Origin of the sequence: Sphingomonas fucosidasi, assembly GCF_036663855.1 — a bacterium.
GTDB classification, from domain to species: Bacteria; Pseudomonadota; Alphaproteobacteria; order Sphingomonadales; family Sphingomonadaceae; genus Sphingomonas; species Sphingomonas faeni_B.
The window spans coordinates 401919-416918 of record NZ_JAXOJR010000001.1 but is presented as its reverse complement, the minus strand read 5'-3'; the positions used below and the strand labels follow the sequence as shown (position 1 = coordinate 416918).

Annotated in this window: 10 protein-coding genes; 7 read left to right on the top strand and 3 right to left on the bottom strand. The window is 66.0% G+C overall.

Annotated features, from left to right (window positions below; translation table 11 throughout):
• The first annotated feature begins 77 nt into the window (after positions 1–77).
• The 4 genes from U1737_RS01870 (at position 78) to U1737_RS01855 (ending at position 7223) form a co-directional block, all read left to right on the top strand.
• Complete coding sequence (locus U1737_RS01870; RefSeq protein ID WP_332795375.1) at positions 78–1643, top strand: tetratricopeptide repeat-containing sulfotransferase family protein; 1566 nt, start codon at positions 78–80, stop codon at positions 1641–1643.
• A 128-nt stretch (positions 1644–1771) separates the two neighbouring features.
• Complete coding sequence (locus U1737_RS01865) at positions 1772–4309, top strand: TonB-dependent receptor (protein WP_332795374.1); 2538 nt, start codon at positions 1772–1774, stop codon at positions 4307–4309.
• A 63-nt stretch (positions 4310–4372) separates the two neighbouring features.
• Complete coding sequence (locus tag U1737_RS01860; RefSeq protein WP_332795373.1) at positions 4373–5758, top strand: M20/M25/M40 family metallo-hydrolase; 1386 nt, start codon at positions 4373–4375, stop codon at positions 5756–5758.
• Positions 5759–5939: 181 nt separating this feature from the next.
• Entirely contained in the window at positions 5940–7223 is a 1284-nt protein-coding gene (locus tag U1737_RS01855; RefSeq protein WP_332795372.1) for a DEAD/DEAH box helicase, read from the top strand.
• Between the two features lie 83 nt (positions 7224–7306).
• On the opposite strand, the gene U1737_RS01850 is transcribed toward U1737_RS01855, so the two are convergent.
• Positions 7307–8215 (bottom strand): LysR substrate-binding domain-containing protein, encoded by a 909-nt coding sequence (locus U1737_RS01850; protein WP_332795371.1) that lies wholly within the window; start codon positions 8213–8215, stop codon positions 7307–7309.
• Between the two features lie 86 nt (positions 8216–8301).
• Between U1737_RS01850 and U1737_RS01845 the strand changes: the two genes are divergently transcribed.
• Positions 8302–9336, top strand: a complete 1035-nt coding sequence (locus U1737_RS01845) for an aldo/keto reductase (protein WP_332795633.1) — start codon at positions 8302–8304, stop codon at positions 9334–9336.
• Positions 9337–9426: 90 nt separating this feature from the next.
• Here U1737_RS01845 and U1737_RS01840 read toward each other — a convergent pair whose 3' ends face one another.
• Entirely contained in the window at positions 9427–10500 is a 1074-nt protein-coding gene (locus U1737_RS01840; RefSeq protein ID WP_332795370.1) for an LLM class flavin-dependent oxidoreductase, read from the bottom strand.
• Positions 10497–11327: an aldo/keto reductase gene (locus U1737_RS01835; RefSeq protein WP_332795369.1), complete on the bottom strand. Its 831-nt coding sequence runs from the start codon at positions 11325–11327 to the stop codon at positions 10497–10499. The genes U1737_RS01840 and U1737_RS01835 overlap by 4 nt, the downstream gene beginning before the upstream one ends.
• Positions 11328–11431: 104 nt before the next feature.
• Here U1737_RS01835 and U1737_RS01830 point away from each other — a divergent pair, with 104 nt between their 5' ends.
• Positions 11432–12520 carry a Gfo/Idh/MocA family protein gene (locus U1737_RS01830; RefSeq protein WP_332795368.1) on the top strand — a complete coding sequence of 363 codons (1089 nt, stop codon included), beginning with the start codon at positions 11432–11434 and terminating at the stop codon, positions 12518–12520.
• Between the two features lie 99 nt (positions 12521–12619).
• Positions 12620–14911, top strand: coding sequence for a TonB-dependent receptor (locus U1737_RS01825; RefSeq protein ID WP_332795367.1), 2292 nt, complete (start codon positions 12620–12622; stop codon positions 14909–14911).
• Positions 14912–15000: the final 89 nt, after the last annotated feature.

Here is a 15000-nt window from a genome sequence, read left to right as displayed (position 1 = left end):
GATCGCCCCGGTCTCGACGTTGAAACCGGATCACGACTGCTTGACGTCAACCCGTCGCGCCGCGACTGTCCGGGGCGATGGCTTCCCTTCCGACCCCGCGCTGGCCGAACGATCTCATGCAGGCCGCGCTGGCGTTGCACGACAACCAGCTTCACGTCGCCGAGCCGCTGCTCAAGGCGTATCTCAAGCAGGACCCGTTCGACGCGCGCGCGATCCGAATGCTGGCCGAACTGGCCGGGCGGATCGGGCGGTACGGCGATGCGGAGGCGTTGCTGCGGCGCGCGGTCGAGCTAGCGCCGGGCTTTACCGCGGCGCGCGCGAACCTCGCGCTCGTGCTGTATCGCCAGAACCGCGCGCCCGAGGCATTGACGTTGCTCGATGCGGTGATCGCCGACGAGCCGGACAATCCCGGCCACGCCAATCTGAAGGCCGCCGCACTCGGCCGTTTGGGTGGGTTCGAGGACGCGATCGCGCTGTACGAAAAGGTGCTGCGCGACGCACCGGGCCAGCCGCGCGTGTGGCTGAGCTATGGGCATATGCTCAAGACCGTCGGCCGTCGCGACGACGGCATCGCCGCGTATCGCCGCGCGCTGTCGCTGTTGCCGACGCTGGGCGATGCCTGGTGGAGCCTCGCCAACCTCAAGACGGTGCGTTTCGACGAGAATGATATCGCGGCGATGAAGGCCGCCCTCGCACGCGACGACCTGGACGACGAGGACCGGTTCCACCTCGACTTCGCGCTTGGCAAGGCGTTTGAGGACCGCCGCGATCCGGCGCGGTCGTTCGCGCATTACGCGGCCGGCAACGCGCTGCGCCGCACGCGCATCGTCTACGACGCCGACGAGACCACCGCCTTCGTCGACCGCAGCATCACGCTGCTGACGCCCGATTTCCTGAACACGCGCCGTGGCCAAGGCTGCGACGCCCCAGACCCAATCTTCGTGCTCGGCATGCCGCGCGCAGGCTCGACGCTGATCGAACAGATCCTCGCCAGCCACAGCTTGGTCGAGGGGACTACCGAACTGCCCGACATGCCGGCGCTGGCGCGTCGCATCGCCAACTATCCGCACGGCCTGGAGGCGCTATCTGCCGACGCGTTGCGCGACATCGGCGAGGACTATCTGCGTCGTGCCGCGATCCAGCGGCGCACCGATCGCCCGTTCTTCATCGACAAGCTGCCCAACAACTGGGCGCATATCGCGCTGATCCACCTCGTCTTGCCCAACGCGCGGATCATCGATGCGCGCCGCGATCCGCTCGATTGCTGTTTTTCGAACTTCAAGCAGCATTACGCGCGGGGGCAGACGTTCAGCTATTCGCTCGACGATGTCGGCCGCTATTATCGTGACTATGTCCGGCTGATGACGCATGTCGACACGGTGTTGCCGGGCCGCGTCCATCGCGTCGATCACGAGGCTTTGCTCGATAATACCGAGGCAGAAGTCCGCGCGTTGCTCGCGGCCTGCGGACTGGATTTCGAGCCCGCCTGCCTCGCCTTCCACGAGACTGAGCGCGCGGTCCGCACCGCAAGTTCCGAACAGGTCCGCCGGCCGATCAATCGCGACGGAGTCGATGCGTGGCGTCCCTATGACCAGTGGCTCGGACCGCTGCGATCGGCCCTGGGACTGTCCGCCACCCCCTGACCACCCGCTGACCCGTGGCGAAAACGTCACGGATGCGTCACAAAAATCTCCAACGCCCGAAGCATCGTTTGACGTTTGTTGCGCCGCAACACACTCTGCGGACAGAATTCGTCGTTGGGGGCAACAGCATGCATATATTCGATCGTCGCGTGTGGATCGCGTCGCTCTTGGCGTCGTCGGCAGTTGCCGTTCCCGCGTTTGCGCAAACCGTAGCAACCGCAGCACCGGACGCGACCGCGCCACAGGCCGGCGAATATGAGGGCGACATCGTCGTCACCGCGCAGAAGCGCGACCAGAATATCCAGAACGTCCCGATCAGCATCCAGGCGATCGGCACCAAGCGGCTCGACGACCTGAACATCTCGAACTTCAACCAATATACCCAGCTGTTGCCGTCGGTGTCGTTCCAGACGACGCAGCCGGGCTCGACGGTCGTCTATATGCGCGGTGTCGCGTCGGGCGGCGACGGCAACCACTCCGGGCCGCTGCCGTCGGTCGGCACCTATCTCGACGAACAGCCCGTGACGACGATCGGCGGCACGCTCGACGTCCATGTCTACGACATCGCCCGGATCGAGAGTCTGGCCGGGCCACAGGGCACGCTGTACGGCGCGTCGTCCGAAGCAGGCACGATCCGGATCATCACCAACAAGCCCGACACGAGCGACTTTTACGGACGCGTCGATGGCCAGGTGAACAGCGTCAAGTCGGGCGGGATCGGCAGCAAGATCGAGGGCATGCTCAACATGCCGCTGTCGCAGTCCGCGGCACTGCGCGTGGTCGGTTTCTATCAGCGCGACGCGGGGTTCATCGACAACGTCGCCGGGTGTCGCAGCTATCTGCCTGAGCCGACCGCGACCTCGTGCACCTCGGCGAATGGCGGCGTGGTCGTCGACAATGCCGCGTTCGTGAAGAAGAACTACAACGATACCGAGACCTATGGCGGCCGCGCGGCGCTGAAGGTCGACCTCGACAGCAACTGGACCGTCACGCCGACAATCCTCTACCAGGAACAGCGCAACAACGGCACCTATGGCTACGATCCCAAGGTCGGCGACCTCCAGGTCCAGCATTTCTTCCCAGAATTCCGCAAGGACCGCTTCATCCAGGGCGCGCTGACGATCGAGGGCAAGGTCGGCAATTGGGACGTCACCTATGCCGGCGCGTATCTCGACCGCAAGACGTACACGTCGAGCGATTACACCGATTATGCCGAGGCGTATGACTCGGCCTATTCCTCGGTCGGGGGTCTCGCCGGCTATTTCTATTACCAGGACAATGCGGGCCGGACGATCGATCCGCGGCAGAAGATCATCGGCACCGACCATTTCAAGAAGACCAGCCAGGAACTGCGCGTCGCGTCGCCGGTCGAGGACCGGTTCCGGTTCGTCGCCGGTGCCTTCTACCAGCGCCAGACCAACGCGATCTTCCAGGACTACCAGATCGCCAATCTCGGCACCGCGGTGTCGGTCAACGGCTCGCCGGGCACCTTGTGGCTGACCAAGCAGAAGCGCGTCGACACGGATTACGCGATGTTCGGCGAGGCGAGCTTCGACATCCTGCCGAACCTGACCGCGACGGCGGGCGGCCGCGCCTATATCTACGACAATTCGCTGATCGGCTTCTACGGGTTCGGGCGTAATCCCGCGGTCGATCCCGACGATGGCCGGCCCTACACCGCGACGCCGTTCAACGCCGCGGGCAGCAGCCAGACCGGCGTTGCGGGCTGTTATCTGGCGAACGGCCAGACCTTGCGCGAAGCCTATCTGAACGGCGGCGATACGTCCGCGTTGCTGCCCGCAGCGGTTTCGGGATCGCCCTGTACCAATCTGGCGACCTACACGACCACCGGGTTGGTCCCGAAGCGCACGCAGGGACAAGGCGCGACCTACCGCTTCAACCTGACGTTCAAGCCCACCGACACGGTGCTCGCCTATGCCACCTTCTCGCGGGGTTTCCGGCCGGGCGGGATCAACCGGCGCGGCGACGTCGCGCCGTATGATGCGGATTTCCTGACCAATTACGAGCTCGGCCTGAAGACCACGCTGTTCGATCGGCTGCGGCTCAACGCCTCGATCTATCAACAGGCGTGGGACAAGTTCCAGTTTTCGTTCCTCGGGCTGAACAGCTTCACGATCATCCAGAACGGGCCAAATGCGCGGATCAGGGGCGTGGAGGCGGATGCGAACATCTCGACGGGCGGATTATCGCTGACCGCGGCGGCATCCTACACCGATGCCAAGACCCGCAACGACCTGTGCGCGACGCAGATCTGTAGCGGCGACGGCACAGACGTGCTCGCGCCGAAGGGTACGCGCCTGCCGATCACCCCGCGCTTCAAGGCGAGCGGGACGGCGCGCTACAGCGTGCCGGTCGGCACGGCCAAGGCGTATATTCAGGGGCTGGTCGCGCACCAGAGTTCGGCGGCGGCGGATATCCGCCTCGCGCAGGCGGCGAGCTTTGGCCGGCTCAAGGCCTACACGACCGCCAATGCCTCGATCGGCGCGGACTTGTCGGGCTATACGCTCGAGTTGTTCGTCCAGAACCTATGGGACGAACGCGCGCAATTGTCGCGGTTCCAGCAATGCGGGACGTGTTCGCAGCGCACCTACATCGTCACCAGCACGCCCCGGACGATCGGATTACGAGCGGGGGCGAAATTCTAAGACTGGCTCGTTTCGATCCTCTCCCGCCAGGGGGAGGATAGTTTTCTCCGAAGAAAGATGATGATGACGTCCAAGCTCAAGCTTCTCCTGGCCTGCACCGCCGTGATGACCGCCCTGCCCGCCTCGGCTCAGGCGCAGACCGCCGCGACCAACGGGCTCGAGATCGCCAAGAAGATGATCGCGTTTCGCAGCGTCCGCGGTCCCGGCAACCAGACACCGCAGCTCGCCGCATATCTGAAGTCGGTGCTGGTCGGCGGCGGCTTTGCGGCGAGCGACGTGACGGTCACGCCGGTCGACGACACCGCCTATCTGGTCGCGACGTGGAAGGGCAGCGACGCGGCGTTGAAGCCGATCGTCCTCTCCGGCCATATCGACGTCGTCGAGGCCAAGCCCGCCGACTGGGAACGCGATCCGTTCACGCCGGTGGTCGAGAACGGCTATCTCTACGGCCGCGGCGCGACCGACATGAAGCTCGATGCCGCGCTCGCGATCGCCACGCTGCTCGACATGAAGAAGACGGGGTACACGCCCAAGCGCGGCATCGTCCTCGCGCTGTCGGGCGACGAGGAAACCGTCATGAAGACGTCGTCGCTGCTCGCCGACCAGCTCAAGACCGCCGAGATGGCGCTCAACATCGATGGTGGCGGCGGGCTGTACGGCGAAGACGGCAAGGCCGAGTATTTCACGATCGGCGCGGCCGAGAAGACCTATGCCGACTTCCAGCTCGAAACCACCAGCGCCGGCGGTCACTCGTCCGCGCCGCGGAAGGTGAACGCGATCAACCAGCTTGCCGCAGCACTGGTCAGGATCGGCGACTATCGCTTCACACCGCAGCTGTCGCCGATCACCAAGGGCTATTTCGAGGGTGTCGCACCGCGCCAGACGCCCGAGATCGGCGCGGCGATGCGCGCCTTCGCCGCCAATCCCAAGGACCAGAAGGCGATCGAGACGCTTGCCGCCAACCCGGGCTATGTCGGCCAGATCGGCACGACCTGCGTCACATCGATGATCAACGGCGGGCATGCGCTCAACGCGCTGCCGCAGCGTGCCACCGCCAACATCAACTGCCGGATCTTTCCCGGCGTGAAGCCCGCGACCGTGATGGCCGAACTCGCCAGGGTCGCCGCGGACCCCGGCGTCAAGTTCAGCGACGTTACCGAAGGATCGAACCCGACCGACGCCTCGCCGCTGCGCGCCGACCTGACCGGTGCGGTGAAGAAGGCGATGGGCGCGATCCGTCCCGGCGTGCCGATCTTCCCGAGCATGTCGGCGGGCGCGAGCGATTCCATGTGGTATCGCTCGGTCGGCGTGCCGAGCTACGGCGTCAGCCCGACCTTCATCAAGCAATCCGACGACTTCAGCCACGGCCTGAACGAGCGTACGCCGATCGACAATATCCCGCTGGCGATCTCCTATTACCGCTCGCTGCTGACCGATCTGACGCAGTAGCGCGCTGACAGGGTGCGCGGTCCTCTCGCGACGTCACCACATTGGGAGGGAAGCCGGGCATTAAATGCCGACGCCCGGCTTTCTACATTGACGCAGTGCAGCATCACTTCTAGCTGCCCGCGCTCACCCTACGCTAAGCCCTTTGGCGCAGCTTGCCCAGCGCCGGAGGCGCCGCGTTACCATGACCATGACCTTTGCCGATCTCTCTCTCTCGCCGTTTTTGCTGCAGGCGCTAGCGGAGGAAGGCTATGTGAGCCCTACCCCTATCCAGGCGCAATCGATTCCGATGCTGCTGCAGGGGCGCGACATGCTCGGCATGGCGCAGACCGGGACCGGCAAGACCGCGGCGTTCGCGCTGCCGCTGCTCCACCGCCTCGCCGCCGATCCGCGACCGGCGCCCAAGGGCGGCGCGCGCATCCTCGTCCTAGCGCCGACACGCGAGCTGGTGTCGCAGATCGCCGCCGGCTTCGAGAGCTTCGGTCGGCATCTCAAGCCGAGCGTGATGACGATCTTCGGCGGCGTCAGCCAGTTCCACCAGGTCAAGGCGCTGGAAACCGGCGTCGACATCATCGTCGCCGCGCCGGGACGCCTGCTCGACCTGGTCGATCAAGGCGTTTGCGACCTGTCGCAGCTCGAAGCACTGGTGTTAGATGAAGCGGACCAGATGCTCGACATGGGTTTTGCCAAGCCGATCGAGCGGCTCGTCGCGACGCTGCCGACGGACCGGCACACCCTGCTGTTCTCGGCGACGATGCCGAAGTCGATCGCCGCGCTGGCCGAGAGCCTGTTGCGCGATCCCGCCAAGGTCGAGATCGCACCGCCATCGACCACCGTCGACCGGATCGACCAGTCGGTGATGTTCCTCGACGCCGCCGACAAGAAGGCGGCGTTGCTCGCGTTGCTCAAGACGCCCAACATGGGCCAGGCAGTGGTGTTCACACTGCAGAAGAACATCGCCAACGACGTGTGCGCGTTCATCGGCGAGGCGGGGATCACCGCGGAGGCGCTGCATGGGAACAAGTCGCAGGGCCAGCGCGAGCGTGCACTCGACGCGTTCCGGGCAGGTACCGTGCAGGTGCTGGTCGCGACCGATATCGCCGCGCGCGGCATCGACGTCGATACCGTCACCCACGTCTTCAACCACGATTTGCCGAGCCTGCCCGAGAGCTATGTCCACCGGATCGGCCGCACCGGTCGCGCCGGCCGCAGCGGCTTTGCGATCACGCTGTGCGATGCCGAGCAGCGCGCATGGCTACACGACGTCGAGCGCGAGATCGGTCGCACGCTGACCGTGCAGGACGATCATGAATGGCATTGCGAAGTGGCGCGCCACTCGACCAAGCGTGCGCCCGTGCTGGGCGGCGGCCCGGTCAAGCAGGTCAAGCCGGCCAAGGCACCGCGCGAGCGGAAGGTCTGGACCGAGGAAGAGAAGATCGCCGCGCGCATGGCCGCACAGGCGGCCTGAACCGACGTCGGACGGGGTGGCGGAGTGAAAGGCTAGGTCACCCCTTGGTCAACCACGGTGCGTCGGCCCCAACCAGGCCCTGCTCATCGAGCGAGGCGGGCGGCGAGGAAATCTACGAACACGCGGACGCGCGCGGGCGTGTTGGCACCGCCGACGAACACCGCATGGATCAGCTCGACATCGCCGGGGTTCAAGTCCTCCAACACGGCGATCAGCCGACCAGCGGCGATATCGTCGACGACGCTGAACGCGCCGACCCGCGCGATGCCGACGCCCGCCGCGGCAAGCTGGCCGAGCGTTTCGCCGTTGTTCGCTTCGATATTGCCCTTCACCGACAGGGTGACGTCGCGTCCCTCGACGCGGAACGGCCAGACCGGTTCGACCCGGCGGAAGTTGAAGTTGAGGCAATTATGCGCGTGCAGATCCTCGGCCCGCATCGGCGTGCCGCATCTCGCCAGATAGTCGGGCGCAGCGACGATCACCCGCCTGCTTTCCCCGAGCTTGCGCGCGGTCAACAGGCTGTCACCGAGCGGCCCGAACCGGATCGCCACGTCCGCCTGGCCGGCGGCGACGTCGACGATCGTGTCGGTCAACGCGAAGTCCACCAGAATATGCGGGTAAAGCCGCGCGAATTCGCCGAGTAGCGGCACGATGCACAACCGCCCGTGCGACAGCGCAGCGCTGATCCGCAGCCGTCCACGCGGTGCGCCCTGGTCGGCGATCTGTTGCTCGGCATCGTCGAGATCGGCTAGGATCCGGCGGGCCATCTGCAGATAGGCCTGCCCTTCCGCGGTTACCGTCAACGCGCGGGTGGAGCGGAGCAGCAGCCGTACCCCGAGACGCGCCTCGATCCGATCGAGCGACCGGGCGACCGCCGATGGCGTCAGCCCCAGCACCCGGCCTGCGCCGGAGAAACTGCCCTCGCGCATCACCGTCGCGAACAGTTCGAGCGCGCGCGCCCGATCAGTCCCCAGACCCATCTTTGCGTTCATCTCACAAATCCTTCGCGCACGCGGCTGCTAATCGCGCCGCCTCGATCCACCCATCTATGCATCAGGTTAATAGCGGGGATATGGATATGGACTATCGGCAATTGGGATCCTCGGGACTTCGCGTCCCGGCCCTCAGCTTCGGAACGGCCACTTTTGGCGGATCCGGGCCGTTGTTCGGCGCCTGGGGACACAGCGACGAGACGGAAGCACGCCGCATGGTCGACATCTGCCTCGACGCCGGCGTCACTTTGTTCGACACCGCCGACGTCTATTCGAACGGCGCGTCGGAAACGGTACTCGGTGCTGCGATCAAGGGTCGGCGCGATCAGGTGCTCGTGTCGACCAAGACCGGACTGCCGATGGGCGATGGGCCCGGCGACTGGGGCACGTCCCGCGCGCGTCTGATCCGTGCGGTCGAGGCGTCGCTGCGACGTCTCGGCACCGATCATGTCGATATCCTGCAGGTTCACGCCTATGATGCGTCCACCCCGGCCGAGGAGCTGATGGGGACGCTCGATACACTGATCGCCGCCGGCAAGGTGCGCTACGCGGGGGTTTCCAACTATCCGGGCTGGCAGGTGATGAAGGCGCAGGCGATTGCCGACCGGTACGGCTGGCCGCGTCTCGTCGCGCATCAGGTCTATTACTCGCTGATCGGCCGCGCCTATGAAGCCGATCTGATGCCGCTTGGGGCCGACCAGGGTCTCGGCGCGCTGGTGTGGAGTCCGCTCGGCTGGGGCCGACTGACGGGCAGGATCGGGCGGGATCGGCCGATCCCCGCAGGCAGCCGCCTCCACGATACCGAGCAATTCGCGCCGCCGGTCGAGACCGACCATCTGTACCGCGTGATCGATGCGCTCGAGGCGGTTGCAGCGGACACCGCCAAGACCGTGCCGCAGGTCGCGATCAACTGGTTGTTGCGGCGTCCGACCGTGGCGTCGGTCATCATCGGCGCACGCACCGAAGAGCAGTTGCGTGACAATCTCGGAGCGGTCGGTTGGGCGCTGTCGGCGGATCAGGTCGCCACGCTCGATGCCGCCAGCGATGTCCTGCCCCCCTACCCGCACACGCCGTACCGGCAGCAGGAGGGCTTCGCCCGCCTGAACCCCGCGCTGGTTTGAGGAGCGCCATCATGAAACTCAATCCCGGCCTGCTGGCCCTGTCCGTGACGGCCTGCCTGGATGGTCAGGCTTCGACGGTCGACGCGCCGATTACCTGCGCGAAGGAGACAGGAGCGCGTGCGTCATCCGGGGCAGGACGTGACGCGCGAACAGGTCGGCTTCCGCGGCGTGCGGATAGCCCGAGAGGATGAACGCCTCGATGCCCATGTCCTGGTACATGGCGAGCTTGGCGAGCACCTGATCGGGATCGCCGACGATCGCCGCGCCGCACCCCGATCGCGCGCGGCCGATGCCGGTCCATAGATTGTCCTCGGCATAGCCATCGGCCGATGCGCCCTCGCGAAGTGCCGCCTGCGCGGCGACGCCGGCAGACCCCGAATCCAGCGACTTTGCACGGATCGCCGCGCCCTGTTCGGCATCGAGCTTCGAGAGCAGGCGATCGGCGTACACCCGCGCCTCGTCCTCGGTCTCGCGGACGATGACGTGCGCGCGGTAGCCGAAGCGCAGCGTGCGGCCGTGGCGGGCGGCGCGTGCGGTCATGTCGGCGATGATCTCCGCGACCTTCTCGCGCGTGTCGGGCCACATCAGGTAGACGTCGCACTCCTTCGCCGCCGCCTCGCGCGCATCCGGCGACAGCCCGCCGAAATACAGCAACGGCGCCTTGCCCGAGACGGTGCCGATCCGCGGCGGGTCGAGCTTCAGCTTCCAGAACTCGCCGTCGTGATCGAGCGGCCCGCCGTTCAGCAGCGTCTTCAGAATCCGCATCAGCTCGACCGTGCGGGCATAGCGCGGGCCGGACGCCAGCGTCTCGCCGGGGAGGTCGGACGAAATGATGTTGATGTTGAGCCGCCCGCCGAGCATCCGGTCGATCGTCGCGATCTGGCGCGCGAGTTGCGGCGGCCAGCTTTCGCCGACGCGTACCGCCATCAACAGTGCCAGCCGCCGGAGCATCGGCGCGATCGCTGCGGCGAACGCGGTCGTGTCGAGCCCTAGCGCATAGCCCGAGGGAAGCAGGATGTTGTCGTACCCGCCGGTCTCCACCTGGAGGACGATGTCGCGGCAATGCTCCCACGTCGATTGCAGCCGGGGATCGGGCACGCCGAGAAACTCGTAGTCGTCGTCGCAGAGCGCCGAGAACCAGCTGACTTCGCAGGATCTGGTCACGGCAGCGCCTCGCCGCGCGCCGCGATCAGGACATCGTACCAGTCCTGCCGGGTCCAGGTGATCGCGAAGGCCTGCGCCAGTTCGGCGATCCGCGCCGGGTTCTGCGTGCCGACGATCGGGATCGCGCGGACCGGATGCGCCATGATCCAGCTATACGCGGCAGCCGACCGGCTCGCGCCGGTTTCGGCGGCCTTGCGATCGAGCGCCGCCGCCACCGCTGCGCTGCGCGCGTCGGCGGGCACGCCGAGCCGACCACCACCGAGCGGCGACCAAGCGAGCACCGCCATGTCGCGCTCCATCGCCTGGTCGAACAGCCCGTTTTCGAGCGGTTCGAGGTGGAGCGGCGAGAATTCCGGCTGGTGGCTGACGAGCGGGATGGTCAGGAATGATGCCAGCGCCTGTGCCTGCGCGGGCGTGTAGTTCGATACGCCGACCGCGCGCACCTTACCCGCCGTTACCATATCCTCGAGCGCGCGCGCCGCTTCCTGCGGGTGCGTGAGGATGTCGGGGCGATGGATCTGGTAGAGGTCGACCTGGTCGACCCCGAGCCGGGTCAGCGAGGCATCGAGCGCCTTCGCCAGATAGGCCGGGCTCGAATCATACGGCAGCGGCGGGAGGATGCCGCCCTTGGTCGAGAGGATCATCCGCTCGCGCAGGCCGGGCGAGTCCGCGAAGATGTGGCCGAGCAGCACCTCCGCATCGCCAAACCCGCCGGCGCCATCGAAACCATAGATGTCGGCGGTGTCGAACAGAGTGACGCCCGCCTCGAACGCCGCCTCGATCAGCGCGCGTCCTTCGGCGACGCCGACTCCGGCGAACCGCCACATGCCCCAGGCTATCGGGCTGACAAGGATTCCGCTGTTGCCGAGGGGAATGGCTTTGGGTGTAGGATCAAGGTGCGACATCGCTGTCACGAATAGGGGTAATACGCTTGGTCGAGCAAGTACGTTATGGTTTGGTCGGGACCGGCATGATGGGGGTCGAGCATCTCCAGAACCTGGCGGTCACCCCTGGCGCGGTGGTGACCGCGATCGCCGATCCGGTGAGCATTTCGCTCGGCTGGGCGCGCGACGCGCTGGGTGCGCGCGGCGACGGCGTGCGGGAATTTGCCGATGCGGCGGCGCTCGCGCGCAGCGGGCTGGTCGATGCGGTGATCGTCGCGAGCCCCAACTACACGCACCGCGACGTGCTGGCGCCGCTGTTCGATGCGGACGTCGCGATCCTCTGCGAAAAGCCGTTGGCGACGACGTTGGAGGACGCGCGCTGGGTCGTCGATCGTGCTGCGCAGATGACGCGGCCGTTCTGGACCGCGATGGAATATCGCTACATGCCGCCCGCCGCAGCGTTCATCGAACAAGTGCATGGCGGCCGGATCGGCGCGCTGCGAATGCTGTCGATCCGCGAACACCGCTTCCCGTTCCTGCCCAAGGTCGGTGACTGGAACCGCTTCAGCCGCAACACCGGCGGGACGATGGTCGAGAAATGCTGCCACTTCTTCGACCTGATGCGGCTGATCGTCCGATCGGAACCGGTCCGCGTCTATTGTTCGGGCGCGATGGACGTGAACCATGTCGACGAACGCTATGACGGCGAACGGCCCGACATCATCGACAACAGTTATACGACGGTGGATTTCGCCAACGGCGTGCGGGCGATGCTCGACCTGTCGATGTTCGCGGACGGCGCCGAGAACCAGGAGGAGATCACCGCGGTCGGCGACGCAGCCCGGCTCGACGTGCTGATCCCCGAGGGCGCGCTGGTGTTCAGCCCGCGCACCGGCTTCCTCAACCCGAAACAGGTCGAGCGGCAGGTGATCGAGGTCGACCGGACTGCGCTCGATGCCGGCAGCCATCACGGCTCGACCTTCTATCAGCACCAGAAGTTCATCGCTGCGGTGCGCGGCGAAATCGGCGTGGAGGTCAGCGCTCGCGATGGGCTCATGGCGGTCGCGATCGGCACCGCCGCCGAGATCAGCGCGTGTACGAAGCGCGTGGTAGAAATGACCGAACTGGGGTTCTGAATGAAGCCATACTTGGCGCGCCCCAAGGCGAAATCGTGTATGACAGCGCAGGACACTGTTTAACCTACCGTTGAAGTAGGAATTGTGGAGGGGACGCGCATGAAAACGCATTGGTTGCTGTCGGGGGTGGCCTTGGCCGCAGGGTTGAGCGCACCGGCTTGGGCTCAGGACGCAGCACAGCCGGAGGCCACCGCCCCGAGCGCGCCCGATGCGTCCGTGCCAGGCGAAATCGTCGTCACCGCGCAGAAACGCTCTGAGCGTCTGCAGGATGTGCCGGTCGCGGTGTCGGTGATTTCGGGCGCGCAGATCGCCGCGCAGGGTGCGGTGAACCTCGAAGGTGCGCAGTACCTCGTACCGACGCTCAACTTCCGCAAATCGGGCACGACGATCAACCAGTCGCTGTTCCTGCGCGGCGTCGGCACCTCGACCTTCTCGGTGGCGGGCGAACCGTCGATCTCCACCGTCGTCGACGGCGTCGTCTACAGCCGCGCCGGCGAAGCGTTCAGCGACCTGATCGACATCGACCGGATCGAAGTCCTGCGCGGACCGCAGGGTACGCTGTTCGGCAAGAACACGAGCGCCGGCGTCATCAACATCGTCACCCAGCGTCCCGGCAACGTGTTCGCCGGCTCGGTCGAGGGCTCGTTCTTCACCGGCAACGGCAACGAATATCGCACGCGCGCCTCGCTCGACATTCCGTTGAGCGAGACGATCAAGAGCCGCTTCACCGGCTTCTACGGCAATTACGCCGGCAACATCCGCAACATCGCGCACGATAACCGGCGCGTGAACGGGTACGAGCATTACGGCTTTCGCGGCATGGTCGTCGCTGACGCCACCCCCGACCTGACCTTCACGCTGATCGGCGACTATCGCCGAAGCAACGACGATTGCTGCGCCGAGGTCATCGGCACCACGCCGACCACGGGCCTCACCGCCAGCGTCCTGCCCGACCGCAACGGCAACAAGTCACGCACCGTCAACCAGGACCTGATCACGCATACCGACGAGAAGAGCTGGGGCGTTTCGCTGCAGGCGGACGCGACGCTCGGCACGCAGACGGTGACGTACATCGGCTCCTACCGCGAATACGACAATACCGAGATCCGCGACGGCGACTGGCTGCCGACCGCGTATGTCGGTGCTAACCAGCTCCATGATTTCGGGCCGCAGGTCAGCAACACCTTCACGCAGGAAGTCCGGATCGCGTCGCCGTCGAACCAGTTCTTCAGCTACGTGGTCGGCGCATTCTACTCGCGCGCGGAAACCGAGCGGACGTTCCGCCGCGACGACATCGTCTGCACCGCCACGCCGACGCCGACCGTGCTCACCCCCTGCTCGACCGCAGGCACGACGGTGACCCGGCCGACCGGCACCGCGGTGTTCGGCTCGACCTTCAAGAACCTCGCATTCTTCGGCCAGGGCGTCTTCAACCTGACCGATCGGTTCCGCGCGATCGCCGGCGTCCGCTATACGAGCGACCAGCTCGACGTATTCCACAGCCGCGTCACCACGCTCGCCGGGCCAGGTATCAACCCCAGCTTCGGGCCGTTCGCCGGCAAGACCACCAACACCAACTGGTCGGGCAAGGGCGGGCTGCAATTCGACCTGGCACCGCAATCGACCGCCTACGCGACCTATTCGCGCGGCTATAAGGGGCCGGCGTTCAACATCTTCTACAATCTCGGCGCGACCGGCACCAACGTGATCGATCCGGAGACCGCCGACAGCTATGAAATCGGCCTGAAGAACACGCTGTTCGGCGGCAAGCTGGTGATCAACCTCGCCGCCTATTACGCCAAATACCACAACTTCCAGGCCAACAACCCCGACGTAGTCGCGGGCGTGCTCGTCACCCGCTTCACCAACGCGGGCGACATCTCGACACGCGGCGGCGAACTCGACCTGCTCTACCGTCCGGTCCGCGATCTCAACATCTCGGGCGGCCTCGCCTATACCGACGCGCATGTCGATCAGTTCAAGATCCCGACCAACGGCTCGACCACCGGCGTCGTACCCGCAGGTACGCAACTCGGCTATGCGCCGCGGTGGAAGGGATCGCTCGGCGGCGACTATCGCATCCGCACCGGCGGCAGCATCGACTTCACGGTCGGCGCGCAAGGCTCATACCAGTCCAGCCAGATTTCCCAGTTCGACGCGAGCGCCGCGATCCGCGATGCGACCACGATCAAGGCATACGGCCTGCTCGATCTCTCGGCGGGCATCATCGACGCGAAGGACGCCTTCAGGGTCGTGCTCCAAGTGAAGAACCTGCTCGACACCAGTTTCGCCTCGGCAATCACCAGCGGCGGGCCCGGTGGCGCCTATCGCTACATCATCCCGCGCGAGGCGGATCGCTACGCCGGCATCACCGCAAGGCTGAACTTTTGACGGATCCGGTACAGAGCCCATCGCCGGGCCCCTTCCCCGCCCAGTCCAAGGCGCGCTGGGTGGTCGTTGCGCTCGTGTTCTTTGCGATC